We start from the raw sequence: 24987 nt of genomic DNA on the forward strand, positions 1-24987 counted from the left end.
CTTCGCGCCGTCGATCCATGAGAGCGAGCCTGATGCGGCATCAGCCGTCCCACCCTTCCAGAGAGATCCTGGGCGTCTGGGCCGGTGACGGCGCGGAAGGCGCTCGGTTCTGGTTGCAGGAGGTCAGCGAGCTGACGAACCGAGGACTCGAGGATGGCGGCTGGGGAACGAAAGCTGGGCACTGTCGTCGCTCCTGTTGTTTCGCCGGATTCCCTATTCTCTCCGAGCTTCTGCGGGCTGGAATGAGCCGGAGGCTTATCAAGCGCTTGGTGCCACCATCACGGTGCACACGGCGACGGCGACTTGTTCGATGAATGCTGGGTCGGTAGGTTCGCGGGAGAACCATCGGCGGTAGTAGAGCGGGCCAAGGACCAGTGCTGCGGCGTTCTTTACGTCCGCGCGAGCGTCGATCTCACCCCGGTCGGTTGCTGCTTCAACGATCTGTGCAACTTGTCCTGCCCAGATCTGCTGCAACGCTTTCTGGACTGCCGCCACATCAGGTTCTCGCTCTCCCGCATCCAGGATCGAGGGCAACACTTTCGCCCAGCCCGAAGTCGTCAACCGCTCTGAGACGTTCAGGAGGTGTGATCGGATATCGGTTTCGAACGAGCCTGAACTCGTGAACTCGGCGGCGACACCCAGCTGTGAACAGGCATCGAGCAGGAGTCGGGTTCGGGTTGGCCAATGCCGGTAAATGGTTGTTTTGGCAACTCCTGACCGGCGTGAGACCTCGTCAACGCTCACCCCGCCGAACCCCTCCTTCACGAGGAGATCGTAGGTGTGCGAAAGCACCACCGTTCGTGTGCGCTGAATACGAGGATCGATCTGCGGAGAAATCGTCATGCCATTCTTTTCAACGTCCAACCCTGGAACGACCACGCGCGGTCCTCCCCGGGGACGGGGGTGAAGAAATTCACCAATGTTCCCTCGTCCGTACGAATGATCATGGACCGGTTTCCCCAAGGCTGAACCGTGGGGCGCTGAAGCAGCTGCACAGACCCGTCGAGCTGCCGTTCGAGGTCGTCAAGATCATCGACCTCGAACTCAAGAATTTGTGTGCCTGGTTCGCACTCTGAAAGTTCAGGAGTCGCTGCGGCCAAAGCGGCCGGTGTGCAAAACGCCAACACTGTCCCCGGCGCTCGCACTTCCATGTAATCCGGGTACCCGGTCGCTTCCACGTGGAAGAGGCGGGCGAAAAAACCGGCGGACGCTTCGACATCACCGGCAACGATGCGGACTGAGCAAAATCTCATAGGTACTTCCCATTAGGCTACAGTACGGTACTGTAGCGTTTATCGGGCGGCCGGACAAGGACCCGTCCATAAGCACTGTTCTGTAGATGAACGTCCAGATCCGGAACGGGCACCTTGCGTATATGCACTGACCCTGGATTCATGCAGGTTGGACCAGTGTTCCCCCGATCCACACGCCGCGGATGGATCGGGTCGCCGATATATCCTTCGTTGGGTCGCCGTCGATGAGGAGTAGGTCTGCGCGCAGGCCAGGTCTGATCTGGCCTCGATCGTGAAGACGGAATACGTCAGCAGCGTCACTTGTCGCCGCGGCCAACGCTTGCGCTGGTGTCAGGCCCGCGTCCACGAGGAGGCGAAGTTCGTCGTGCATCGATTCTCCGTAGGGGACTGCTTTCGGAGCGTTCGGTACGGGGGCACCGGGGTTTGAGTCGGTGCCGGCGACTATCCGGATCCCGGCATGGTGGAGATGGGCAACGGTGTCTCTCGCGTGAACGAAGTTTCGTTGAATCCCATCGCCTCGGTCCACGGCCATGCCCTGCATCATGATCAGTGTTGGCGAGACGACGATCCTGCGTTCTGCAGCTGTGGAGATAGTGTTCGCATCTAAAACCTCATCGATGGGAACGTGGGTGACAACGTCGGCGCCGGCTTGGATCGCGACCCGTGCCGCGCCGGCGACAGGGGCGTGAACGATGACAAGCAGCCCGGCTTCGTGGGCTTTGTTGACGATCGCGGCGATGGACTCTTGACTGAGGGCGGAGGGCGAGTGGTCGGGGTCTTCCGCGATGATTTTGATGTAGTCCGCGCCATCGGCTACCCGACCGGCCAAGAACCTGGCCGCGTCATCAGGCCCGGTCACGGTGCTATCCGTGTCGAAGCCCGGCAGCCGACTCAAGAAGGCGCCGGGGCCGCTGGCAGCGTATCCGGAGTTACGAAGATCAGGCAGACCCGCTCTGTTGCGAAGTTCAGCGAATGCGCGCAGCGCTGCCTTGTTCGGGGTTCCCATGTTCAGCATCGTTGTCACCCCCCAACGGGCGGCAGCTTCGAGTTGACCTACGTCGCTGACGTGAACGTGCGTGTCGATCAGTCCTGGTAACACGGTGCACCCTGCCGCGTCGACGACGTTCCTGTATTCTTCATGTGCTTCAGGGCCGAAACCGGTTGGGGTGACCGCCGTAATGAGACCGGCGTTTATGACGACTGTCTGCGGGTCGGTCAGGGTGATGCCATCGAAGACTCGCGCATTGGTGAGGATTGTTGTGGGTTGCATCATGGGCTCCAGAGGTTAGGCTGCTGCGGGTGTGCGTTGAATCAGTGTGCGCGGTACTGTTCGCGTAGGGCGTCGGTGCGAGACAGTAGCCGACCTGCGTTTCTGGTGGTTAAGGCTCGCCAGCTGTCGCCGGGTGGTTGTTTCGCGGCATCGACGGAAGCCACCTGTGCGGCGGCCCCCGCGGCGGGGGTCCAGCAGTAGTCGCTGCCGTAGAGGAGTCTTTCAGAGCCGAAAGCTGCGATCAGTGCAGGGACACTGTGCGGGAACGGTGTGCCGGCCATGTCGAACCAAAGTCGACCGATTTGCTGCAGAGCATTCTGCGAACTGTTCGACTCGGTCATGAAGAGGGTTTGGAATAGCTCGAGCCGGTCGGCGAGAAGAGGAAGCGTCCCCCCGGTGTGAGTGAAGATCCACTCAATGTCGGGATACCGGTTCAGAGTGCCAGCGAAGAGGAGATCGCTAGCGGCGCGGGTGGAATCGAAAATGAATTCGAGCATGGGCCTGGGCCGGCCAAGCGACGTCTTTTCGTAGCCCGGAGGCGAGGTGGGGTGAACGAATACGACACATTTGCGCCGGTTCAGTTCCTGCCATAACGGGTCGAAACGCTCGTCGCCAAGGTAGAGGCCGCGCGAGTTGGTCTCGACCGCGACCCCGTCGGCACCAAGCTCGTCGAGGGCGTAGGCCGCCTCGATGAGTGAGCCGGAGACGTCTGGAAGCGGAAGCGCCGCGAACAGCCCGAAACGTTCTGGGCGAACTTGGGTGACTGCCGAACCGAAGTCATTGACGGTGCGGGCGAGAGTCCGAGCCGCAATATCATTGCCGAAGTGCACGCCCGGTGAGGAAATCGACAGCATCGATGTGCGGATCCCGCAGCTGTCCATCAGTCGAAGATGTTCGTCCACGTTCCATGTCGGCCACGCTGTCATGCCGTCCGGGTGGATGTACCCGGCGGCTTGAGCTGCCGCGCGGTAATCGTCGGTTACGAAGTGTGCGTGGACATCGACGAGTTTCTCCGCCGGTCCACGGGGACATTCGTTATGCATTGGTGGCATTTCCTTCTCGCCTTTCAGCCCGATTGTCGTGAGATCAGTCTGTGGTGAAGGTTTGTCGCATATGGCCGAGGCCTTCGGCCCAACTGGTGAGTTCGTCGCCTGGCGCGATGAAGACCTGTGGCTCCCGGCCGAGTCCAACGCCGGAGGGGGTTCCGGTAAAGATCACGTCGCCGGGGTACAGGGTGAGGGTCGCCGAAAGTCGGGAGATAATTTCAGGCACCGAGAAAATGAGGTCGTTGGTATGGCCGTTTTGCATCGCGATACCGTTCACTTCGCAGCCGAGCTCGACGTTATCGCGATCGGCGAACTCGTCGGGGGTGGCCAGCCAGGGCCCCATCGGCGTGTAGCCGGGTAAAGACTTCCCGAGACTAAATTGTGGTGCAGGGCCGGAGGATTGGAGTATCCGTTCGGAGAGGTCTTGCCCGAGTGTCAGCCCGGCGACATAGTCCCACGCCGTTTCAGGGCGGACCTTCCGAGCGGTCTGACCGATGATGACGACCAGTTCAGTTTCCCAGTCCGTGTGACCGGCGGCCGGAATGCTGACAGTGGTGTTCGGCCCAGTGACGGAACTCTGAAACTTGGTGAAAACGACAAGTGAGTCTGGGAGCGCGAATCCTGACTCCGCAGCGTGTTCGCGATAGTTCAGGCCAATCGCGAATATCTGCTTCGGCGTCGGAGAAGGCGCATCGATCTCCGTATCCGTTATTTCGGACGAGTCGCCCGAAGCGGTTTCAGCCCAGGCCGTAAATTCGGTCCACGCGGCGTACAAGTCGGCGATGTTCGACGAAAACAATCCACCGCTGGCCTTCTCGACGTCAAATCCATGGGAATCGTCGGTAAGAATGGTGGCTCGACTACCGACATTGGCAATACGCATAGTGTTCTCTCATCCTCGAAAGCTGGTCGGCTGAAATATTGGTCATCCGCAGACAACCTACACAATTTCGAAACTTCTCGCATTATCGAAAATGGTCAGCCAGTTGATTCGAGTTGGTGTTAGGGTGCTAGGGTGCCTGGCCCCACGAGAACACGTAACGAGGAAGCCCTCGTCTTGCTCCGCGGCGATATTCTTTCCGGGCGACTCGTTCCCGGCCAAAAGCTCGCGTTCGCAGAGCTGTGCACCCGGTATTCCGTGAGTGTGGGCGTCATCAGAGAAGCGCTTTCTCGCCTGGTGGAACAAGATCTGGTGCGAGCGGCGCCGCAACAAGGTTTCTTCGTCACGGCGATCTCTCGGACGGACCTCCTCCATCTCACCGAGGCGCGCTGCGAAATCGAGCCGATCGCACTACGGCACGCGATCACCGACGGTGACATCCTCTGGGAATCCGAGGTCCTTGCAGCCCATCACCGGCTGGCAAACGCACCTTTGGTCACCTCTGACGCGCCCGATCGGCTGAGCGAGGAATGGGCCGAACGGCATTCCGTCTTCCATGAGACATTGCTGCTGGGCTGCGAGAACCCGCGATTGCGGGCGATCGCGGGCCAACTTCGCGCGTCCGCTGAACTATACCGGCGGTGGTCCTTCCCAATGGATCACGAACAGCATCGGGATATTGCGGGCGAACATGCCTCGATCGTCGACGCGATACTCGCCCGCGACGCCGACCTTGCGGTGAAACGCCTCGTAGAGCACATCTCGACGACCACGGCCCTGCTGCTCGAATCCGGAGCAGTCGAGTAGTCCGATTCCAGTGTCTCCTGGACGGTCAACGTCGTTGACCGTCCGACGTCGGGGCGCCTTTTTCAGGGTCATTTCATCGAAGCGAGCCCAATATTTCGAATATATTGACAATGTCGAAGAACTCTTTCTAGACTGACGGCACACGAACGGTCGCTGAGACGGTTCCGTTATCTCGATGAGGAGACGCACATGCAGCCGCCGAAGCAGCCGACTGACTCGCACAACAACCGGCTAACTGATTTCGACGTTGTTATCGTCGGGTACGGCCCGGTCGGGCGTCTGCTGGCATTGAAGTTGGGCGGTCGCGGTCACCGGGTGCTGGTCGTGGAGCGACAGTCCACGAACTATTACCTGCCGCGTGCGGTGCATTTCGACGACGAGGCCTCACGCATCTTCCAGTCGGTCGGAGTAAGTCCTTCAGCCTTTCCCGAAGCCGTGGAACCATATGACAACTTCTACGAGTGGCGGGCCGCGGATTTGTCCACGTTGACTCGGTTGGATTGGAGCGGTCGGGGACCCTCGGGGTGGAATGTCAGCAACTTCTTCTACCAGCCCGCTTTGGAGCGGGTGTTGAGCAGCAAGGTCGAAGAACAGGCGACGGTCACGGTGCTGAACGGGTTCCGCGCCGTTGATCATCGCGAGCTGGCTGATCGCGTCGAGGTGACGCTACAAGAGTCGACCGGGAGCGAACGTACCGTTACTGCACGGTATGTGGTGGGCGCTGATGGGGCGAACAGCGTGGTGCGGGAGTGGATCGGCACGGACACAGTGGACCTCGGATATTTCCATGACTGGCTCGTCGTTGACCTGAAAATGAAGCGGACTGTCGTTTTCGATCCGCCCGCGTGGCAGCTCTGCGACCCGGCACGCCCGACGACGCTGGTTCCGGGGGGGCCTGGGCATCGCCGGTTTGAATTCATGCGGCTGCCAGCGGAAAGCGCCGACGAGCTGAAGACCGAAGCGATCGCGTGGCAGCTGATCGAGCCGTGGGGCGTGACGCCCGCCGAGGCTGATCTTGTGCGGCACACGGTGTATACCTTCCAGGCCCGGTACGCCGACACGTGGCGGCGCGGCCGGCTGCTCATCGCAGGAGACTCCGCGCATCTTATGCCCCCGTTCGCCGGGCAGGGTATGTGTTCCGGGCTCCGCGATGTCGCGAACCTTGAATGGAAACTCGACCTCGTTCTCTCCGGAAAAGCGTCCGAGGAGCTGCTTGACAGTTACGGCCCAGAGCGAAGCGAACACGTTCAGCACTTCATTCAGGAATCGATCGCCCTGGGCGAAGTCATCTGCATCACCGACCCGCACGAAGCTCGGGAGCGCGATGCGGTGATGCGGCAGCAGCTCGCTGACGGCATCGAAATGCCGCCTCGACCGTTGCCGCAGCTCGGTACCGGGTTCTACCTCAACCAGCCATTCGGTGGCACGTTGTCAATCCAGGACGTCGTGGCATCAGAGCAGGGCGAGGGCCTGTTCGACGACGTCACCGCGGGCGGCGGCACGTTACTCCTCGCCAACGCTGACGTTCGAGCCGCACTTGACGAAAAGACAGAGGAAGCTTTGCTTGCCGTCGGAATTCAAACGGTCACGTTAGCTGAAAAGGTCGCCATCGGTGCCGTCGTTGACGGTACGGGAACCTACGCCACCTGGCTGGATAGCCTCGGCGCGGTCGCAGTGCTCGTCCGACCGGATTTCTACATCTACGGCGGTGCGACAACAACGGCCGAAGTGCCGGCCCTGGCGGAGGCGTTCCTACACGGGCTCACAGCGCCCGTCGCTACGCACATCCACTGAGGCGGGACATTTCATGCAAGAGATTCTTCGCGTCGACGGACTCACCCGACGTTTCGGCGGCGTCACCGCCCTGGACAACCTGAGTTTCACGATGACCGATGGTGAAAAACTGGCGATCATCGGTCCGAACGGAGCTGGTAAAAGCACCCTCCTGAAATTGATCGCCGGTCAAGACCGAGCCTCCGCCGGGTCGATCTGGCTGGACGGTCAAGGTCAGGTAGAGAAAAACTCCGCCCACGAAATGACCCGATCCGGCATCGCCCTTGCCCGACAGGTACCCCGGCCGCTCGGCAGCCTCACGGTTTCAGAGAACATCCGCATCGGCGTCGCAGCCGGGCGGTCCCGCTCAGAGGTCTCTGGCGCCCAACGACTCGAACAGGTCCTCGAGCTCTCGGGGCTCGCTCGGGTACGAAACCGGGTCGCGGGCACCTTGCCACTTCTGGACCTGAAACGCCTCGAGGTAGCAAAAGCACTGTCGTCGAGCCCGAGGATTATCCTGCTCGACGAGGTCAGCGCGGGACTGAACGAAGTCGAACTCGACGCGGCCATCGACCTGATCTCGAGCATCCACGCCGCCGGAACCTCGATCATGCTCGTCGAGCACGTGCAACGGGTCATTCACCGGCTCGCAGACCGGGTGCTCGTCCTGAACTGGGGAGCCCTCTTGGCCGAGGGAACCCCAGCCGAGGTCACCGCCAACGACGAGGTTCGACGCGTGTACCTCGGCGCGGGACGCCCAGCTGAATCTGATCGGGTCGCCACTGTCACTACGTCGCCCCAGGTTGACCGTCGTGCGACCGATGGTGGTCTGGCCATCAGCGGCCTCAAAGTACGCCGCGGCCGGCTCGTGGTCCTCGAAGACGTGAGCTTCACCGTCACTCCGGGCGAAGTCGTCGCCGTACTCGGCTCAAACGGTGCCGGGAAAACGACCCTCGCGCAGAGCATCAGCGGGATCCTGAGATCCGACACCGGCCTCATCCTGTGGGATGGCACCGATATCGCGGCGCTCTCCTCAGCGCAACGTGCCCGGCTCGGTATCGCGCACTGTCAAGAGGGCCGCAAACTCTTCCCCGGGATGACTGTCCGCCAGAATCTCGAGCTCGGCGGGTTCGGGCAGTCCGCGCGCGAGCTGAGAACGAGGGCGGCAGACGTCTTCGACCTGTTCCCAATGCTGGCTGAGCGGTCCAACCAAATAGCAACCACGATGTCCGGCGGCCAGCAACAACTCCTCGCCATCGGGCGGGCGCTGATGGGGAGACCGAAGCTCATTCTCTGCGATGAGGTCACCCTCGGCCTGTCCCCCAAAGTCGCCGACGAGATCTACATCGCACTCCGTTCCGCGGCGGCCCAAGGCACCAGCTTGGTGCTCGTTGAGCAAGACGCGGCACGCTGCCTCTCCGTCGCGACACACGCATACGTGCTCGCGCGCGGTCGAGTCGTATACGACGGTCCCTCCCGCGACCTGACCGACGACATTCTCGTGAAGGCATATCTCAGCGACGACGACGAATCGTCGGCGCCAACCGGCGGACCGTCCGTCACGAAAGTTAGGTGAAACATGAAACGAACGTCCATAGCCGTACTAGTAGTTACTGCCATGTGTCTGACCGGATGCGCGGCAGGGGGATCAAGCGATGGAAGCACCAGCGGAGACGTCGTCAAGCTCGGCGCGAGCCTGCCCCTGACAGGCAGCCTCGCGAGCTTCGGACCCGTCTTCCAGGACGGCTATCAAGCCGCCGTCGATGAGGTGAACAAGGCAGGCGGTGTGACCGTCGACGGCAAGAAAGAACAAGTCCAGCTGGTCGTGCTCGACAGCACCAGCGACGCCAACACCGTCGCCGATCAAACTCGCACCCTTGTCCTACAAGACGGTGTCGCGGGTCTGCTCGGCTCCGTGAGCCCTGCGCTCACCATCCCCGCTTCGAACACCGCGGATCTCGAAAAAGTTCCCTTGGTGTCCACCCTCACCCCCGTGGGGGCGTGGAAAGCCGGCAACGCGAACGGCTGGCAGTACGCGTGGGACCTCTTCTTCGACGAGGCCGCGCAGATCCAAGATCTCTTCCCCACGGCCGACCTAACACCAACCAATAAGAAGGTCGCACTATTCACTGACACAGAAGAAGACGGAATCGCTCAGGGTGCCCTCATGGAGAAGGAAGCTCCCGCCGCCGGCTATGACGTCGTCTATCGCGCCCAGTTCCCGGTTGGCACGACTGATTTCTCTGAGTACGTCAACGCCGCGAAAGCAGCAGGCGCCGACGTGGTGATCGCTCAGATGATCCCGCCGGACTCGTTCGCGCTGTGGAAGCAGATGAAAGCGCTGGCCTTCGCACCGAAGGTCGCTTTCTGTGAGAAATGCGCCAGCCAGGCCGCCTTCCAAAAGCAGCTCGGCCCGTTGGCTGAAGGCACCAGCACCAGCCTCATCGCTAGTGACCCGTCTTCTCCAGAGCAACAGGCCCTCACGACCCGGTTCTCCCCGAAATACGGCCAGACCACGGACCTCAACTCGGTGATGGCGGCGTACAGTGCTGCGAAGATTCTGCTCGACGCCATCAACACAGCCGGCAGTACCGACGGCGCGAAGATCAACGACGCTATTTCCAAAACCGATAGTCAGTACCCGATCGGGACCGTGAAGTTCGACAGCACACACGCCTATGCCGTGCCACCGGCCACATTTCAGTGGCAAGGGGACAAACAGATCCAGATCTCACCGAAAAGCCCCACATCGGGAACTCTGCAAGCACCTGTCTCCGGTCTGCAGTAGCACAGCATGAACGTTGCAGAGAGGAAGGTGTTCGGATGAGCGTCATCATCAGCGGTCTACTCAGCGGTGGACTCTATGCCACCATCGGGTTAGGGCTCGCCCTGGTCTTCGGGGTAATGCGTCTGGTCAACCTGGCACACGGGGAGTTCATCGTGCTGGGCGCATACGCGGCCTCGTTGTTCATCACCTGGTTAGGCGTCGACCCGTTTGTTTCATTGATCATCGTCGTCCCGTTGATGGCGCTCGTGACCTACCCTCTGCAACGTTTCCTCCTCACCGGGCTGCTGCGCAAAGGCCTCGAATCGCCCCTGGTGGCTACCTTTGGACTGTCCCTGGTCATCACCGCCGTCCTCACCGCCCTCTTCGGTGGGGACGCCCGGTCCCTGAACGCTCCCTACGCCTCAGCGGGAATTGACCTGCTCGGTACAAGGGTTCGCGTCATCGACGTGGTGGGACTACTCATCGGCGTCGTGCTCGTTGTCGGCACCCACCTACTGATGTCCCGATCTCGTTGGGGGGCGGCGCTTCGGGCCGCATCCGCGGACCCGATTACCGCTGGCACCATGGGAATAAACGTGAACGTTGTCTACGCTCTGACCTTCGCCGCGTCGGCCGCTATCGCCGCCGTAGGAGGGGTCCTCGTCGGCGTCGCCTACTCCTTCAGTCCCACCGCCGGATCCAACTACATGCTGATCGGGTTCACTGTCGTCGTGCTCGGCGGCACCGGCAGCGTCCTTGGCGTGCTCTGGGGCGGTCTCGCCCTCGGCGTCGTGCAAAGCGTCGGCAGCGCAGTCTTCGGCGGCCAATACCGCGACTTCGTCATCTACGCCGCGTTCATCATCATTCTCGCCCTGAAGCCCGCGATCGACACCGCACGCGACCGCGGTCTCTTCGCCCGCAAAAGATACACCCCAGGCGCATCAGCGGCAACACCGCAAACGACCTCGACGGCGGTACCCACATCATGAAAACCGCGCTCCTCAGCAGCGGCCGACGCGCCTCCGCCGTTCGCTCGCTGATCCTCCTCGCCGTTCTCCTCGTGTTCCTCGCCGCCTTCGGTCCCGCGATCGGCCGATACCAGATGAGTCTGGTGACAACGCTGCTGGCTTACGTCGCTGCGGCCACCGCGTGGAATATCATCGGCGGTATCGGCGGCCAGTTCTCGCTCGCCAGCTCAGCATTCATCGGTGTGGGCTCATACGTCACCATCATGATGCTCCGCGGCACCGGCCTACCGCTCTGGTCGTGCCTGGCGACAGCTGCTGTTGGTGGCGCTCTGTTCGCCGCGCTGACCGGCGTGGTTCTGTTCCGGCTACGCGGCTTCTACTTCACCATCGGTACCCTCGCTGTGGCGCTTGCCGCACTGACGTGGATGACAACCTTTGCATTCACTGGGGCAACCACCGGTATCAGCGCCCCTCTGGCGCTTATCCCCAGCGGCGCCGCTCTCTACCAGATGGCTCTTGTCGTCGCCGGCGTCGCCACAGCCGTTGGGATCGTCGTGTTCTACAGCCCATTCGGCCTACGGCTGATGGCTGTCCGCGACGATGAAGACGTCGCCGACAGCCTAGGCATCTCCCCGTTCCGATCCAAAATGGTCGCGATGACCCTTTCTGGCGCGTTCATCGGCCTCGCAGGAGGCGTATTTGCATTGCAGAAAGCGAGCATCGAACCGTTCTCCGCGTTCAGCCTCGACTGGTCAATCACCATCGTCGTGATGGTTGTCGTCGGCGGTATCGGCACCGTCTGGGGGCCAACCATCGGAGCCATCGTCATCTACTACGGAATCACCGTGCAACTCCAATCCGTTCCCGCGGTCAGCTCCGTCATCTCCGGCATCCTCATGATCCTCGTCATCAAGTTCCTGCCCCACGGTATCGTCGGCGGCGCGCACAACGCCTTCGCCAGCCTCACCCGGCGCCGCAACACCCCACCAAAACCCCCGCTAACACCTCGCGAGAACGAACTCGTCCACCCACAAACGTCTGGGCTGGAAGCATGATCGCGCACCTGGTGACCTTCCGCTTTAGAGACGGCGTCACCGACCAGTCCGTCAGCGGGCTCACCAAAGACCTGGAAGCAATGGCCGCGAACATGCCGTTTCTCAACGAGTACTCCTGCGGGCCCAACCTACGGCTCCGCGCCAATGGCGTCGACTTTGGTGTCCTCGCCATCGTTCAAGACGCCGCCGCGCTTGACCGGTACCTAGACTCCCCAGACCATCACTCCGTTCTGGACCGATGGGCCGACGAACTCTTCGAGACACGACAATCAGTGCAACTCTTCGTCGGTGCTTAGCCGAACGAGAACGTTCTCTACCAGAAACCGCCACGATGCCAGCTCACCGCCCTCCACTTACGCACCACAGGAAGTGCCGACGGTCAGCGGACTAACAGCAACAACATCCGTCTCACTCCCCCGCCGATCGACCTCAACAGCGAAAATCACCAGCACGTCACGAAAGGACAATCATGACCGGCACCGGTTCAATCTCGGAAATCGGCTACGTCTCCCTACAAGCACGCGACCTCGGCGCCGTCGCCCGCAACGCGACCGAACTCCTCGGCCTCACCGAGGTCGAAATCGGTGGAGGCAAAGCGACCTTCGCCGCCCAGCCCGGGCGGCGGGAGATCGTCTACACGCAAAGCAACGAAGACGCCCTCGACCATGTCGGCCTTGTGGCGTCAAACCGCGACGAGCTCGCCGCCATCAGAGACAAAGTGCAACGGGCCGGCTACGCCATCATCTCGGAACACCCGCTCGAAAGTCATATCGAAGAAGGTTTCGCCTTCGTTGGACCGGAGGGATTCAGCTGGCAGGTGTACACCGAACCCGCCTCGTACAGCATGGTAAAAAATGGCGGCTATGGACCCGACCGTTTCGGCCACGTCAACATCCAAGCCATCGACACCCTCGCTCAACGCGACTTCCTTGCCGACGTGTTCGGCTTCCGGGTTTCCGATCGCATCGGTCACGACGCCGCCTTCTTCATGCGCTGCAACAACGACCATCACGGCGTCGCCGTGTTCAAATCCACCAGACCCGCCCTGCATCATCACGCCTGGCAAACCCAGAGCATCGTTGACCTCGGCCGTCTCGGCGACCGACTTGCCCGTCGAGGGGCACGCCTGGCATGGGGCCCCGTACGCCACGGGGCCGGAGACAACATTGCCGCCTACTATGTCGAACCCACGGGAGCAGTCATCGAGCTTTACACCGACCTTGAGATGATTTTCGATCCTGAGCGGCAGATCCGACAGTGGTCAGAAGACGACTCCTACTGGATCAACCAATGGGACGGCCAGGTGCCCGCAGGAATCCTTGACCACGGTGTGCCCCCTATTGGCCGCTGAACTACGGGGTGCTGCTTGAGGGCGCCCAGATCGTGGGTACTAGGCGGGCTGGTCATGGTACTGGGCGGGCCGCTAAAGCTGGGGCGGTGCGGCCACCTGCTCGAACTGCTCGACATTCCAGCCTATCCAACGCCCCACGATCACCTAACGAAAGGCAACAAGAATGACTGATCAACGCATGACCTGGAAAGAGATGGTGGACTTCTCGGAGTCACACGATCTGCTGGCGAAAAAGCTGTACGTGGTGTCGTCGAAGCCGACCAACGGACTCGGCCCGATTTCTGCAGTCCTCGACGAACACGTGAAATTCCAGACCAAGCTTGAGGTTGACGGCATCATGTTCGCCGCCGGACCCCTCGCGAGCGAAGACCTTCAGGAATGGCTCGGCGAGGGGCTCTTCATGTATCGCGCCGGCTCGATGGATGAGGCGGTGAAAATCGCCGAATCAGACCCGATGCACTCAAGCGGAGCGCGCACCTTCACCGTACGCGAATGGCTGCTCAACGAAGGCACGTACACCGTGCAAGTGTTCTACTCGGCTGGTCGGCCCAAGATCACCTGAAAGACTGCAACTTCACCTTCTAATCCCCGCTTACGACGCTTGGTCACTTGGGTCGCGACTGCAGAGTAACCCAGACCGCGTACTTCTTTCCGGATTGGAGTACGCCAGTGGGCCGCTCGGCAGAGGGCTGTCGCCGGGGGCCGGATAGGCAGAAGCCTTGTTGACCTGGAGTTTCATCTTTTCGACTTCGTCACATGAGCGACCGCGAGCTGGCAACGTCGCAGTGCGGGGCTGTCATAGATGAACTCTTCGAGTGCGGTTCCTAAGCGCCATCGTGGGTTTAGCTGACGCGGGTGTTGGCGATGCCCCCGTCGATGTCAAGTACGGTACCGTGCGCGTAGCGGGCCTCGTCCGAGACGAGGAACCGCACGGCGAAGGCGATGTCGACGGGCCGCACCGGTGTACCGGCGACGGTTCCCGCGGCCATAACGGCCAGTTGCTCGGCGTCCGCGGCGTTGCCGGGAGTGGCGGTCGCGCCGGGTGCCACGGTGTTGACGTTCACCCCACGCGGCCCGAACTCTGCGGCCCAGGTGCGGGTCATCTGCTCGATGGCAGCCTTCGACGCGGTGTAGGCGGCGCCGGCGGGGATTCCGACCCGCGACATCCACGACCCGATGTTCACGATCGCTCCGGAGCCGCGTTCGGCCATAGCCGGTGCGAGCTCGGCCACGAGAACGTGAGGTGCGCGGATGTTCGTCGCAAGAACGGCATCGAGGTCTGCGTCGCCGAGCATCGACGTCGGAAGCACGGGATAGATCCCAGCGTTGTTGATCAAGATGTCGACTCTGCCCCCGAGTGCCTCGGTCGCGGTGCGGGCGAACTCGCGGAGATCGTCGTACGAGCCGGATAGGTCGGCGGGTACCGCGTGGGCGGTTCCGCCGGCGGCGGTGATCGTGTCGACGACGCTCTGGGCTCGTGCGGTATTGCGGCCGCTGACCACGACTGCGGCGCCGGAGGCGGCGAGCACGCGGGCGATCGCTTCGCCGATGCCGCTGGACGATCCGGTGACGATCGCGGTGCGACCGGCCAGGCGGCGGTCTGAGATGAGGGACTGGAGGACTTGTTCGTTGGACTTCATGGTCCAGTTGTAGCAGGGGTGGACTCAATAGTCCAGTGACGTATGATCAGTGCCATGGACGAGTCGAAGATCACCGAGCGGGGTCGACGCACCCGCCAGCGGATCGTCGAGGCCACCGGCGAGCAGATCCTCGCCTCCGGCATCGGCGGGACGACGCTTGACCAGGTACGCGCGGCGACCCTGACCAGCAAGAGCCAGTTGTTCCACTACTTCCCAGGAGGCAAGGCAGAACTCGTTCGCGAGGTCGCCCAATGGGAGGGCCGACAGCTCTTCGAGGCGCAGGAGCCGTACATCCGCGACCTCCGCTCATGGGAATCGTGGGAGCAGTGGCGTGCCGCGCTCATCAATTACTACATCAGCCGGGGCCGCTGGGCGTGCCCCATCGGCTCCCTCGCCACGCAGGCCGCAATGTCCGACCCCGAACTGGAGCAGATCATCGCTGATGGCCTGCGCACCTGGCGCGAAACGCTCGCTGACGGCGTGCGCAGAATGCGCGACGCTGGCCTGATAGCCCCGGCTGCCGATCCACTCAAGGTTGCGACGGTCATCCTCGCCGCGATTCAGGGCGGCCTGGTGCTCAGCCAGCCGGAGAGATCCGCCTGGCCGCTCGAAGCGGCACTAGACAGCGCTCTCGGCCCCCTGCACGGGGCATCTCTGACGAACGCGGTTGTAAACAGCATGCCGTAAAGCACCCACCGGCCTGTCTATATATACAAACGCGGTGGTGAGTAATTTTCGTGGAGTTGATCGTTGCATCGCGACGATCATTGATCGATTATGGCGACCCGATTATTTCCCCTCCGACAGCCTCGAGGCGCGGTCGGTGTGGGGCACTTCTTTCGCGACTGACATCTCCATGTGGAGCCCGGCGGAGTCAAGACGGAGATGTCCGGGCACGGCATCGAACGCGCCAAGGAATCCGCAGACCAAATGGCCCCGGCTCAGCGCGACGTCTACGGCGATCTGATGCAGGCCATCATCAACGAGGCCACTTCTTTCACGAAATCCGGCGTCATCGCTGGAGCGCACGCCGCCGCCCTCGTCTCGGTTATTCAGAGCGTCACCGACGCCACGGGTCGGGCCATCCTCGACGGCAGCCCCCGCAAGGAAGCAGCCGCGCTAATGAGGGACGACTCGACCGTTTCCCTCGACCACCTGGCACAGATTTTCTGTAGCACCTGACATCTTGGATCTCTCTGCCCGGCACACCCCACCTCACTCGATGGAGAACAATCATGATCGATCCCACCCAGCCCGGCTGGGTACTCCGCTTCTCCGCGAAACCGGGCGAGGGCGGAGAACTCTTTGCCCTCTAGTTCGGAGGTTGCCGTCGAACATGACTAGCGACTCGGTAGGGCTAGCCGTTTGGCGTTTCTTACGACCCGGGCGCACACGTAATTTATGCCCAGTACGAGAGAGAGCACGCCGGACTCCGTGATTAGCGAATAGCGATTAGCTGCGTTCGTGTTCTGTGCGCCGGGCCAGGGCAGCAATGATCGGAGGCTGGCCCGTGATGAATGACGCGGCATCGCTGGTGAGGAAAGCGACGGGCGCTGCGACCTCGCCCGGGCGACTGAGCCGGCTGTACAGTCACACACGACGATGGAACACGGGAAACCCTGCAGGACGGGCAATCCTGCGACATGATCTTCACCGTGCCTGCGTTGGACGCTCGACTGTCAAGCGTCGTCGAGCTCCTTCCAGGAGATGTGATCTTCACCGGGACTCCCGAGGGAGTCAGTCATGGCCGCACCCACGCGTGTACGTGCGGCCTGGAGATACCCTCGTCATCGAAATCGAGGCTCTAGGAACCATGACCCAACGATTCGTCTCGCGGTGAGGGCGATGCGAGACGTCTTCGGGCCTGCCTTAGTCTCTCGCGGGTGCGGGTCGCTTCGGAGTTCGGCATCGTCAGGACTATTTTTTCGACAACGCAGCTTTCGCCTGGCCGCGTAAGGCACCTGATACGTTGTCAGAACTCGTTCCTCGTGAGAACTGTTCACACGGCAGCCGTTCATCGAGTCCGACGGGAGCATCAGTGCAATCGGAGGCTCACAAGTGCCCGTCAGGATTTCTGCATCGCGCGTCGCGTCCTCAAAGACGGCTATTGCTGACCATGCCCTGTTATCGGATCGGCATTCCGCTGCTCTTGTCGACGGGCATGGACGAGTTGTATGGATGTGTCTACCTCGCTTCGACAGCGATTCCGTCTTTGGCGCTCTCCTCGACGACGACGCCGGCCACTGGTCGATCAACCCGGCGGAACCGTGGACGTCGTCGCGGCGCTATCTTGAAGGCACGATGGTACTGGAGACCACCTTCACTACCACCCGGGGAGCCGTCACCCTGACCGATGCCTTGGACCTCGGAGAACGCACAGGCCCCCACGACTTGGGGCATCACGCCCCCCACACGCTCTTGCGATCCGTTACCTGTGTTCGCGGCACGGTCACCGTCATCTCAACCTGCAAACCTCGACCGGAATACGGCCTCGTGGTGCCTGTGTTCCTGGCCGACCGGCACGGCGCCAACGCATCGGGTGGGGCTGGCGGACTCTCTGTGTCCACCCCCGCAGCAGGTTCGCACCACAACGGAATCATGCAGGTCACAGTCACGCTCAATGAGGGCCAGAGCTGCCAGTTCGCCGCTCAACTGTCCCGCTTCGGCGACAGGCTCAGCCCCACCCTCCGCCAACAAGACATCATCGCGCAGCTGCGCCGGACGATGGAAGGCTGGCTGGAATGGTCGGCTGTGCACGGGACCTATACCGGCCCATGGAAAGAGCTAGTACACCATTCAGGTCGCGTGCTGCATGCCCTCACTTATCAACCCACCGGGGCGGTCATCGCCGCGCCAACGACGTCACTTCCCGAGGAGGTGGGTGGCCAACGCAACTGGGACTACCGCTATTCGTGGGTCCGAGACGCAAGCTTCACTATGCAGGCTCTGTGGATCGCTGCATGCCCGGACGAAGCGCAAGATTTCTTTACCTTCATGGAAACGGCAGCCGCGTACTCCCGCACCGATACCCCAATGCAAATTATGTTCGGTATTGGCGGTGAACACGACCTCTCAGAACGCACCCTCCCTCATCTTTCCGGATGGCGCGATAGCAGCCCCGTCCGAGTTGGCAATGACGCCTGGGGGCAACCACAGCTGGACGTCTATGGGGAGCTCTTGGATGCCGCATTTCTGCTCCGAGAGCAGATAACGCCCCTCAGACCGGCTACCCGTAACTTCTTGGTCGCCTTAGCAAACGCGGCTTCGGAGCAGTGGCGCAAACCCGACAACGGCATCTGGGAGATTCGTGGGCAACCGCGACACTTCCTTTATTCAAAACTGATGTGCTGGGTTGCCCTTGACCGTGCACTGCGTATGAGCGACGAGCTTCTCGCAGAGGACAGAAAACCTGTTTGGGCCCAGAACGCGAAGGACATCCGCGACGCGATTCTGCGTGACGGCTGGAATGCAGAGGTCGGCGCTTTCACCCAATCTTTTGGCTCCGCACAGCTCGACGCGGCCGCGTTGATGATTCCTCTGGTCGGATTCCTACCCTCTACCGACTCGCGAGTCCTCTCAACCCTTGAGGTCATCAGCCGCGACCTCACCGATGCCAGTGGCTTAGTCCTCCGCTATAGGACCAACGCGGAGATCGAGGGTGTTCCCGGAGACGAAGGAACATTCTTGTTGTGCAGTTTCTGGCTCGTACAAGCTTTCGCCGAGACCGATCAACTCGACCGCGCGCGCGACCTGTTCGTCACCGCCACCTCTTATGCCAACGATGTTGGTCTACTCGCCGAAGAGGTTGATTCGCGCACTGGCGAACAGATCGGCAACTTTCCTCAAGCGTTCAGTCATATCGGCCTCGTCAATGCCGCCTGGGCGATAGACCAGGCCGAGAAGCGTAGAACGGGTACCCACCCGTCGGCCACTCGCGGCACCACAGGAGGAGCCTCATGATGACCTCGTCTCCACACGAGCCTTACCCGAGCTTCAAATGGGTGCGTGGCACCGTTGACAACACCACGGTCGTCAACAGCCACGCCCAGCTCCTCGTGTGGGAGCAAGAAATTCCCATTCCCCGCTATCTCTTCAACCGCTCCGATGTCGCCCATCACCTCCTCCGGCAAACCCGGCCTCCAAAAACGCTCGGCTACCATCACCCCAACGGTCCAGTAGACGCGTGGTTCGACGTCGTGCTGAACGGGCGCACCATTCGGCACGGGGCCTGGCGACGTACCGAATTTCCAGATCACCTTGGGGTCACGTGGGAGGAAGGCGCGTTTGATCTTTGGCAAGAAGAAGACGAAGTAGTTGTCGAACATCCACACGATCCGTTTGTGCACATCGATGCTTTGCCCTCTTCCCGGGTGGTTACCGTAAGCCACCGCGGCATCACGGTTGCCTCATCAGACGCGCCCATCCTGCTCTGGGAGACAGGGCTCCCAGTCCGCTATTACATCCCCCGCGAAGACGTCGATTTCACCCACCTCTATTCCAGCGCCACACGCAGTACATGCCCCTACAAGGGGTTCGCCACCGAGTACTGGTGCGATTCTTCCGGCACAGACATCGCCTGGTCCTATCCGCAGCCGTTCTTCCCTTATCGAAACATTGCAAATCGCGTCGCGTTCCTGAACGAGTCAGTCGACATCACAGCCGACGGCCTTCGACAGCCGCGCCCCGAAACCAAGACTTGGCCCGGACGCGCTCGGCTTCTCAACACGAAGCAGTAGATCGTAGCCGGGTGTGATGCTCCTATGGCTTATCAAGCGGCGAGTTGAGTGCGGCTTTCCAGCGTTGGGTCCAGCGGGCTCTGCCTTGGCCGGTAGGGTCCAAACTCGTGACCGCGAGGTACACGCATTTCAGGGCGGCTTGCTCGTTGGGGAAGTGACCGCGCGCCCGGACGGCTTTCCGGATCCTCGCGTTCACGGACTCGATCGGGTTCGTCGTGCAGACGACCCGGCGGATTTCCTCATCGAACTGAAGGAACGGCACGAATTCTGCCCAGCTGGATTCCCAGAGTCTGATGATTGCGGGGTATTTCTTGCCCCACGTTTCACCGAACTCTGAGAACCTCTCTTCGGCCTGGCTTACGGTCGACGCCGTGTACACCGGTTTCAGGGCTTTCGCGATCCTGTCCCAGTCCTGCCGGGCGGCGTACCGGAAACTAGCGCGAAGCAGATGCACCACACAGCCATGCAGACATCGTTCACACCACGGTTCTTCAGCTCGGTGAGCACGTGCGCCCAGTACTTCGCGCCCTCCCCGCCGTCACCAGCCTAGAGGCCGAGGATGTCGCGGTTCCCATCGACTGTCACGGCCAGGGCGACGTAGATGGGCCGGTTCGCGACCTGCCCGTCACGGATCTTCACGTGGATGCAGTCGATGAAGATCACCGGGTACACCGGATCCAGGGGCCTGTTTTGCCATTCCTGCATACCATCAATCACCCGATCGGTGACCGCCCCGATCGTGGTCTTCGATACGTCAGCGCCGTACACCTCGGCCAGGTGCGCACTGATATCACCGTGCGTCAAACCGCGCGCTGACACCGACAACACCATCTCATCCACCCCGGACAGGCTCCGCTGATGCTTCCGCACGATCTGCGGACTTCGTCCGAGACCCATTCCGCGCGTTCGTGACCTCGCCGGCGCGTTCGTGCTTGTCGTAACCGAGATGATCCGTGAGCTCGCCCTCCAACGCCGACTCGAGTACCAGCTTCGTCGGCTGACCCAACAGACCGCCCTCACCGGCCAGCGCGACACCCTGCTCGCGGGCCTTACCGATCAGCTGCTCCACGAGCCGCGGTCATCATGTACCTCCCTGTCAGGAGTTACACCGAAAATCGTACAGACCCGGGCCAGGAGACCGCGCTCTGAGCCATCTCGAAAAAGTAGAGGCGGTTTTAATGCCATGTCGAAGGCCGCTCTCAACATGCTCGCGATCCAGTATGCCCGTGCGCATCCCCTGTGGCGAGTGAATTCTGCGACACCTGGGCTGACCGCCACCGAATTCACCGGCCCACGGCTCCGGGACGCTCCGACCATCGATGAGCTCCGGGCCACCGGAACGCAGATCGACTCTGTCGAGCAGGGCGCCGAAATCATCGTGCAACTGGCCAAGGCGGGCCGCAACGGGCCGACCGGCACCTTTGTCGGCAACGATGGCCCGCTCCTCGGGTGGCTGGTCGTCTCGGACATCGGATACCCGCGTCGCCCCAGGCGTGTAAACAGTTCACGTGAGCTGCTCCGGCCACGGTGAAGCGGTTGAAGCGAGCTGTCCCGTCTATGGTGTCTACCTGATACGGGAGAGCCAATCCGAACGCCACATCAAAGTCCTTCGGGTCCGCATGCTCGCATGCCCGGTCTTGCCGATTCGATTATCACCACCCCAGAGGAAGCTCGCCGGGCGGTCGGCCAGCGTGCCCGGCGAGGGTGTCGATTTCATCAAGCTGGTGCTGGAGGCCGACGGGCGCGGGGGCTCCGGCAACTGTCCCTCATGGCGTTGGATTGCATGACGAGCTCGGGCTTCTGGTAGGCGGTTACGAGCAACCTGGGTCGGAGGCCGGTCGGCCGAGCGCTGAGGGACGGGTTCCCGGCGCTTTTCTGACCGACGAAGGCACCCGACCGGTTGAGTGAAACAACTGATCGGGTGCCCGGTCAACCTGATTCACGATCTCGTACGTGGAGCGTGTGCGTGGTCAGGCCGCGGTGTGGGCGCCGCGGCGCCAGATGTGGCGGAGGTCAAGGGTTGTGGTGATATCGGTGGTGGGATCACCTGCGACGAGGATCAGGTCCGCGCGGGCGCCGACGCGGATCCGGCCACGGTCACCCAGTCCGAAACGGCGGGCCGTTGCGGACGTTGCCGCGTGAAGCGCCTGGATGGGGGTGAGGCCTGCCTCGACGACTAGCTGCAGTTCGTGGTGGAGGCTGACCCCGTGGGCAAGGCCCCCGAGGGATGGGACGGGCATAGACACGTCCGTGCCGGCGAGGATGTCGACTCCCGCTGCGTGCAGTGCCGCGACGGTGCCCAGGACGTCCTCGAGGCGTCCCTCGGGGAATGTGTTGAAGCTGCTGCGGAGGGTCTCATCCCATTGCGGGGACAATTTTGACGCGATACGGGGGTCATCGGCGAACCTCTGGCCGGTACCGCCCATGATCGACGCGTTCAGAGACAGGCACGGAGTGACGAATGCACCCGATTCCGCGATCGCGTTGATGATGTCGGCGGTATGAGGCTGGTCGATGAACAGGTGAGCCAACCCGTCAACACCGGCATCGATGGCCTGACGGGTGGCTTTGAGGGTCAGGGCATGGGCGACGACCGTTTTGCCGTGCTTGTGACCGGCCTGAACGGCCGCGACCACCGTGTCGTTGGTCATCATCGGCAAACCCGGGCTGGCAAGAACGCTACCCTCTTCGATCATTACCTTGATGTAGTCGGACCCCGTGGCGACGAGCTGCTCCACGAACTCGACGGCTTCCTCCGGTGTCGTCGCCGACGGCATCACAAACCCATGTGGACCGTGTTGCGGTCCAGCGGCCGGATCCTCGCCGAGCCGCTCCTGATCGACGGAATGTTGGTCGGCTTGGGGTCCGCCCAGGAGTTCGCTGGGGTGCCCGTCGGGAGCGGATATCCCGAATCCGGCGGACCGGACGTCGGCGACACTGTCGTCATCGGCGATTCCCGCCCGGTCTTCGGCGGACCAGTGGCCCATCATTTCCAGTTCTGTGGTGACCCCGAATCGAAGCGCATCACGAAGAGAATCGACTGAGGTGTGCGTGTGGGCGTCTATCAGCCCTGGCAGAAGCGTCCCCCCGTTCCCGTCGATGATGGTGGCGCCCTCCGGTGCTGGTCCGCCGATGCTGTGAATGGTGGGCCCCTCCAGGGTGATGGTCCGGGCCGGGAGGACGGTGTCGCCATCGAAGATGCGCACGTTGGTGATGCTGGTGAGAGTCATGAGATTCCTTAGCGATGTAGTAGGAGTCCGGCGAGACAAATGGTCCCGCAGGGGATGCAATGGCTGATCCGGGTGCTGGTTGTGGTCTAGTGGTGGTCGTCCGGGGCAGTTTTGGGCAGCAGCCAGACGAGGCCGAGACAGAGACAGATGATCCCGCCGACGACGGCGACGCTGATGGTCAGGGCGTGGATGCCGCCGTGGCTGGCCGCTTGGCTGAAGTACACGGTGGTGACGATCGCGGATCCGATGGCTGCGGCGAGTTGCTGGACGGCGCTGAGGGAGCCGCTTGCACTGCCGGCCTCGGCGGGGGCGACGTCACCGATGGCGACGTCGTAGATGCTGCTGAAGCATGCGCCCATGCCTGCGCCGAGGATCAGGATCGACGGGGCCGTCCAGAGCGCGTTGACGTGGTCGCCCGTCAGGATAACCGTCACGAACAGGGCCGCTGCGCCGAGCAGACTGACGGCGAGGCCGCCGATGACTAGTCGTCGCCCCAGGGTGGGTATCAAGGGCCGGGCGATGAGTGAGGATCCGATGATGCCGACCATGAGAGGGGCAAGACCGAGAGCGGCGCCGGTGGAACTGAGCCCGAGCTGGAGTTGGAAGAACAGAGACACGACGTACGCGAACCCGTTGACCGCTGCGAAGTAAGCGAGCCCGAGGATCAGCCCGGAGGTGAAGCCGCGGTTGCGGAGAAGGGAAGGCAGGATGAGCGGGTTGGCAGCGGTTTTCTGGCGGAGGCAGAAGAACACGAATCCGACGACGCCAACGACGAGGCTGAGGATCGGAACGAGGTCCCATCCGTCGGTCGAGCCTTGGATCAACCCGTAGATGAGGCCGAGCATGGTGAGTCCGAGCAGGCCCGCGCCGAGGCCGTCGATTGACTGCTTCGCGTCCGGGGCCTCGTGAGGAAGGACGCGGTAGGCGACGATGAACCCGATGGTGCCGAGCACGATGTTGATCAAGAACATGGGGCGCCAGGTCAGCCCGCCAATGTCAGCACCGATGATGAGTCCAGCAGCGATGGGTCCGAGGACAGCGGATGCACCCATAACGGGCCCGAAGAGGCTGAACACAAAAGGCAGCTGCTCGCGGCGGAGTGCCCCGATCAGGATGCTGATGCCCTGCGGGATGAGCAGGGCGCCGAATCCGCCCTGCAGCAGGCGCGCGCCGATGAGCATTGTCGGGTCGATGGATGATCCGCAGATGAGCGATGCAATGGTGAACCCGGCGATTCCGATAAGGAAAATACGGCGCTTGCCGTACCGGTCGCCGAGTCGGCCTCCGACCACGAGTAAGACTCCGATTGCCAGGGCGTAGCTGGCGCCCAACCATTTCACGAGTGTTTCGCCGCCGCCGATTTCTCGGACGATGGTGGGGGCGGCGACGTTGGTGATGGTGGAGTCCATCAGGTCGAGGACGTCGGCGAGGAGCACGACGACCAGGATCGCGGCTTGGCGCCTGGATAATCCGATCCCGCTGGGGGACGTCGTGGTTGTGGTGGTCATGGTCAGATCCCGTCTGAAGGAGTGCGGTTGGTGTGAAGGATTCCGGTGATGAGGACGTCAAGTCCCCACCGGAAGCGGGTATCCCCGGTGCCGGAGAGGAGTTCTCCTCCGACGCGGGCGATATGGGGGAACACGGAAGCATCGACGACGGCGATCTGCTCCGCGAGGGCTGAGAAATCATCGCCGTCCTTCCCCGGGTCTTCGTGTCCGTGCTCGACGGCGGTGCCGGTCGCGAACGACAAGAGAAGATCGACACCCCAGGCCGCATCGGCGTCGGGGATTCCACCTTCGCGAAGCAGCGCCAGCAGCCTGTCGAGCAGGCCGAGATAGTTCGGCCCGCTCGGGTGTGTGGACATGCTCATCCGGGCCAGGTCTGGGTGCGTGAACAGCACCTCTGTGTAGCTCGCAAGGACTGCGGCAAGACGCTCACGCCAAGACCCAGACCCGCCCGTGACGTTCACCGCTCCCAGGAGGGAGTCAAGCACCTGTGCATGCAGGTCTTCGGTGTTGCGAACGTAGACGTAAAGCGACGCTGCTCCCGTGTCCAACGCTGCCGCGATGCGGCGCATAGTCACCTTCCCCAGCCCCTCTTGGGCGAGGATCGCTAAGGCAGCATCCACGATTCCGGAACGAGTCAAAGCCGGCTTCGCCGGACGCTCACGACGACTGATCGGTTCTGCGCGGTGAGGTTCGAATGTCATGA

24 protein-coding genes and 1 pseudogene are annotated in these 24987 nt (G+C 62.1%); 15 read left to right on the top strand and 10 right to left on the bottom strand.

Translation table 11 applies throughout. From position 1 onward, the window contains the following. Nucleotides 1-258: 258 nt before the first annotated feature. From B7R22_RS16895 to B7R22_RS16915, 5 genes are all read right to left on the bottom strand, one after another. Nucleotides 259-843: a TetR/AcrR family transcriptional regulator gene (locus B7R22_RS16895; protein ID WP_116412865.1), complete on the bottom strand. Its 585-nt coding sequence runs from the start codon at nt 841-843 to the stop codon at nt 259-261. After that, the gene (locus tag B7R22_RS16900) at nt 840-1253 is read right to left on the bottom strand and encodes a VOC family protein (protein WP_116412866.1); all 414 of its coding nucleotides are present in this window, start codon (nt 1251-1253) and stop codon (nt 840-842) included. Before B7R22_RS16900 ends, B7R22_RS16895 begins: the two co-directional genes overlap by 4 nt. Before the next feature lie 139 nt (nt 1254-1392). Then, complete coding sequence (locus B7R22_RS16905; RefSeq protein ID WP_116412867.1) at nt 1393-2526, bottom strand: amidohydrolase family protein; 1134 nt, start codon at nt 2524-2526, stop codon at nt 1393-1395. A 38-nt stretch (nt 2527-2564) separates the two neighbouring features. Next, nucleotides 2565-3575, bottom strand: a complete 1011-nt coding sequence (locus tag B7R22_RS16910) for an amidohydrolase family protein (RefSeq protein WP_216363506.1) — start codon at nt 3573-3575, stop codon at nt 2565-2567. A gap of 34 nt (nt 3576-3609) precedes the next feature. Continuing rightward, nucleotides 3610-4452 (bottom strand): fumarylacetoacetate hydrolase family protein, encoded by an 843-nt coding sequence (locus B7R22_RS16915; protein ID WP_116412869.1) that lies wholly within the window; start codon nt 4450-4452, stop codon nt 3610-3612. A gap of 174 nt (nt 4453-4626) precedes the next feature. Here B7R22_RS16915 and B7R22_RS16920 point away from each other — a divergent pair, with 174 nt between their 5' ends. From B7R22_RS16920 to B7R22_RS16960, 9 genes are all read left to right on the top strand, one after another. After that, a complete protein-coding gene (locus B7R22_RS16920) occupies nt 4627-5256 on the top strand; it encodes a GntR family transcriptional regulator (RefSeq protein WP_216363507.1) in 630 nt (209 codons plus the stop codon). Nucleotides 5257-5445: 189 nt separating this feature from the next. Further along, nucleotides 5446-7050, top strand: a complete 1605-nt coding sequence (locus B7R22_RS16925) for a bifunctional 3-(3-hydroxy-phenyl)propionate/3-hydroxycinnamic acid hydroxylase MhpA (protein WP_116412871.1) — start codon at nt 5446-5448, stop codon at nt 7048-7050. Nucleotides 7051-7063: 13 nt separating this feature from the next. Then, a complete protein-coding gene (locus B7R22_RS16930) occupies nt 7064-8605 on the top strand; it encodes an ATP-binding cassette domain-containing protein (RefSeq protein ID WP_116412872.1) in 1542 nt (513 codons plus the stop codon). 42 nt (nt 8606-8647) lie between these two features. Continuing rightward, entirely contained in the window at nt 8648-9817 is a 1170-nt protein-coding gene (locus B7R22_RS16935) for an amino acid ABC transporter substrate-binding protein (protein WP_172582520.1), read from the top strand. 35 nt (nt 9818-9852) lie between these two features. Then, entirely contained in the window at nt 9853-10785 is a 933-nt protein-coding gene (locus tag B7R22_RS16940) for a branched-chain amino acid ABC transporter permease (protein ID WP_116412874.1), read from the top strand. 71 nt (nt 10786-10856) lie between these two features. Next, nucleotides 10857-11819: a branched-chain amino acid ABC transporter permease gene (locus B7R22_RS16945; RefSeq protein WP_172582521.1), complete on the top strand. Its 963-nt coding sequence runs from the start codon at nt 10857-10859 to the stop codon at nt 11817-11819. Further along, nucleotides 11816-12115 (top strand): Dabb family protein, encoded by a 300-nt coding sequence (locus B7R22_RS16950; protein WP_116412876.1) that lies wholly within the window; start codon nt 11816-11818, stop codon nt 12113-12115. The genes B7R22_RS16945 and B7R22_RS16950 overlap by 4 nt, the downstream gene beginning before the upstream one ends. 173 nt (nt 12116-12288) lie before the next feature. After that, nucleotides 12289-13170 (top strand): VOC family protein, encoded by an 882-nt coding sequence (locus B7R22_RS16955; RefSeq protein ID WP_116412877.1) that lies wholly within the window; start codon nt 12289-12291, stop codon nt 13168-13170. Nucleotides 13171-13333: 163 nt separating this feature from the next. Further along, nucleotides 13334-13732: a YciI family protein gene (locus B7R22_RS16960; RefSeq protein ID WP_116412878.1), complete on the top strand. Its 399-nt coding sequence runs from the start codon at nt 13334-13336 to the stop codon at nt 13730-13732. A gap of 280 nt (nt 13733-14012) precedes the next feature. On the opposite strand, the gene B7R22_RS16965 is transcribed toward B7R22_RS16960, so the two are convergent. Continuing rightward, entirely contained in the window at nt 14013-14810 is a 798-nt protein-coding gene (locus B7R22_RS16965) for an SDR family NAD(P)-dependent oxidoreductase (RefSeq protein WP_116412879.1), read from the bottom strand. A 54-nt stretch (nt 14811-14864) separates the two neighbouring features. Here B7R22_RS16965 and B7R22_RS16970 point away from each other — a divergent pair, with 54 nt between their 5' ends. From B7R22_RS16970 to B7R22_RS16990, 5 genes are all read left to right on the top strand, one after another. Further along, entirely contained in the window at nt 14865-15497 is a 633-nt protein-coding gene (locus tag B7R22_RS16970) for a TetR/AcrR family transcriptional regulator (protein WP_116413003.1), read from the top strand. 171 nt (nt 15498-15668) lie between these two features. Further along, nucleotides 15669-15992 carry a hypothetical protein gene (locus B7R22_RS16975; RefSeq protein ID WP_116412880.1) on the top strand — a complete coding sequence of 108 codons (324 nt, stop codon included), beginning with the start codon at nt 15669-15671 and terminating at the stop codon, nt 15990-15992. Between the two features lie 437 nt (nt 15993-16429). Further along, a complete protein-coding gene (locus B7R22_RS16980) occupies nt 16430-16618 on the top strand; it encodes a fumarylacetoacetate hydrolase family protein (RefSeq protein ID WP_301182626.1) in 189 nt (62 codons plus the stop codon). 250 nt (nt 16619-16868) lie between these two features. Next, nucleotides 16869-18770: a glycoside hydrolase family 15 protein gene (locus tag B7R22_RS16985; protein WP_216363509.1), complete on the top strand. Its 1902-nt coding sequence runs from the start codon at nt 16869-16871 to the stop codon at nt 18768-18770. Further along, nucleotides 18767-19546, top strand: a complete 780-nt coding sequence (locus tag B7R22_RS16990) for a DUF427 domain-containing protein (protein ID WP_116412882.1) — start codon at nt 18767-18769, stop codon at nt 19544-19546. The genes B7R22_RS16985 and B7R22_RS16990 overlap by 4 nt, the downstream gene beginning before the upstream one ends. 22 nt (nt 19547-19568) lie before the next feature. Here B7R22_RS16990 and B7R22_RS16995 read toward each other — a convergent pair. Further along, nucleotides 19569-20615, bottom strand: a pseudogene (locus B7R22_RS16995) (transposase). 114 nt (nt 20616-20729) lie between these two features. On the opposite strand from B7R22_RS16995, the gene B7R22_RS17000 reads away from it, so the two are divergent. Continuing rightward, complete coding sequence (locus B7R22_RS17000; protein ID WP_116412883.1) at nt 20730-21077, top strand: hypothetical protein; 348 nt, start codon at nt 20730-20732, stop codon at nt 21075-21077. Between the two features lie 439 nt (nt 21078-21516). Here the strand turns inward: B7R22_RS17000 and B7R22_RS17005 are convergent, their stop codons facing one another. From B7R22_RS17005 to B7R22_RS17015, 3 genes are all read right to left on the bottom strand, one after another. Continuing rightward, on the bottom strand, nt 21517-22776 hold the full coding sequence (locus tag B7R22_RS17005) for an amidohydrolase family protein (protein WP_116412884.1): 1260 nt from the start codon (nt 22774-22776) through the stop codon (nt 21517-21519). An 86-nt stretch (nt 22777-22862) separates the two neighbouring features. After that, nucleotides 22863-24284 (bottom strand): MFS transporter, encoded by a 1422-nt coding sequence (locus B7R22_RS17010; RefSeq protein WP_116412885.1) that lies wholly within the window; start codon nt 24282-24284, stop codon nt 22863-22865. Between the two features lie 2 nt (nt 24285-24286). After that, nucleotides 24287-24985, bottom strand: coding sequence for a TetR/AcrR family transcriptional regulator (locus tag B7R22_RS17015; protein WP_116412886.1), 699 nt, complete (start codon nt 24983-24985; stop codon nt 24287-24289). Nucleotides 24986-24987: the final 2 nt, after the last annotated feature.

It is taken from the genome of Subtercola boreus (assembly GCF_003399635.1).
Classification (GTDB): domain Bacteria; phylum Actinomycetota; class Actinomycetes; order Actinomycetales; family Microbacteriaceae; genus Subtercola; species Subtercola boreus_B.

Coding starts and splice junctions, on each gene's coding strand:
- B7R22_RS16895 (WP_116412865.1), bottom strand. CDS start 843: ATGACGATTTCTCCGCAGATCGATCCTCGTATTCAGCGCACACGAACG.
- B7R22_RS16900 (WP_116412866.1), bottom strand. CDS start 1,253: ATGAGATTTTGCTCAGTCCGCATCGTTGCCGGTGATGTCGAAGCGTCC.
- B7R22_RS16905 (WP_116412867.1), bottom strand. CDS start 2,526: ATGATGCAACCCACAACAATCCTCACCAATGCGCGAGTCTTCGATGGC.
- B7R22_RS16910 (WP_216363506.1), bottom strand. CDS start 3,575: ATGCCACCAATGCATAACGAATGTCCCCGTGGACCGGCGGAGAAACTC.
- B7R22_RS16915 (WP_116412869.1), bottom strand. CDS start 4,452: ATGCGTATTGCCAATGTCGGTAGTCGAGCCACCATTCTTACCGACGAT.
- B7R22_RS16925 (WP_116412871.1), top strand. CDS start 5,446: ATGCAGCCGCCGAAGCAGCCGACTGACTCGCACAACAACCGGCTAACT.
- B7R22_RS16930 (WP_116412872.1), top strand. CDS start 7,064: ATGCAAGAGATTCTTCGCGTCGACGGACTCACCCGACGTTTCGGCGGC.
- B7R22_RS16935 (WP_172582520.1), top strand. CDS start 8,648: ATGTGTCTGACCGGATGCGCGGCAGGGGGATCAAGCGATGGAAGCACC.
- B7R22_RS16940 (WP_116412874.1), top strand. CDS start 9,853: ATGAGCGTCATCATCAGCGGTCTACTCAGCGGTGGACTCTATGCCACC.
- B7R22_RS16950 (WP_116412876.1), top strand. CDS start 11,816: ATGATCGCGCACCTGGTGACCTTCCGCTTTAGAGACGGCGTCACCGAC.
- B7R22_RS16955 (WP_116412877.1), top strand. CDS start 12,289: ATGACCGGCACCGGTTCAATCTCGGAAATCGGCTACGTCTCCCTACAA.
- B7R22_RS16960 (WP_116412878.1), top strand. CDS start 13,334: ATGACTGATCAACGCATGACCTGGAAAGAGATGGTGGACTTCTCGGAG.
- B7R22_RS16965 (WP_116412879.1), bottom strand. CDS start 14,810: ATGAAGTCCAACGAACAAGTCCTCCAGTCCCTCATCTCAGACCGCCGC.
- B7R22_RS16970 (WP_116413003.1), top strand. CDS start 14,865: ATGGACGAGTCGAAGATCACCGAGCGGGGTCGACGCACCCGCCAGCGG.
- B7R22_RS16990 (WP_116412882.1), top strand. CDS start 18,767: ATGATGACCTCGTCTCCACACGAGCCTTACCCGAGCTTCAAATGGGTG.
- B7R22_RS17000 (WP_116412883.1), top strand. CDS start 20,730: ATGTCGAAGGCCGCTCTCAACATGCTCGCGATCCAGTATGCCCGTGCG.
- B7R22_RS17005 (WP_116412884.1), bottom strand. CDS start 22,776: ATGACTCTCACCAGCATCACCAACGTGCGCATCTTCGATGGCGACACC.
- B7R22_RS17010 (WP_116412885.1), bottom strand. CDS start 24,284: ATGACCACCACAACCACGACGTCCCCCAGCGGGATCGGATTATCCAGG.
- B7R22_RS17015 (WP_116412886.1), bottom strand. CDS start 24,985: ATGACATTCGAACCTCACCGCGCAGAACCGATCAGTCGTCGTGAGCGT.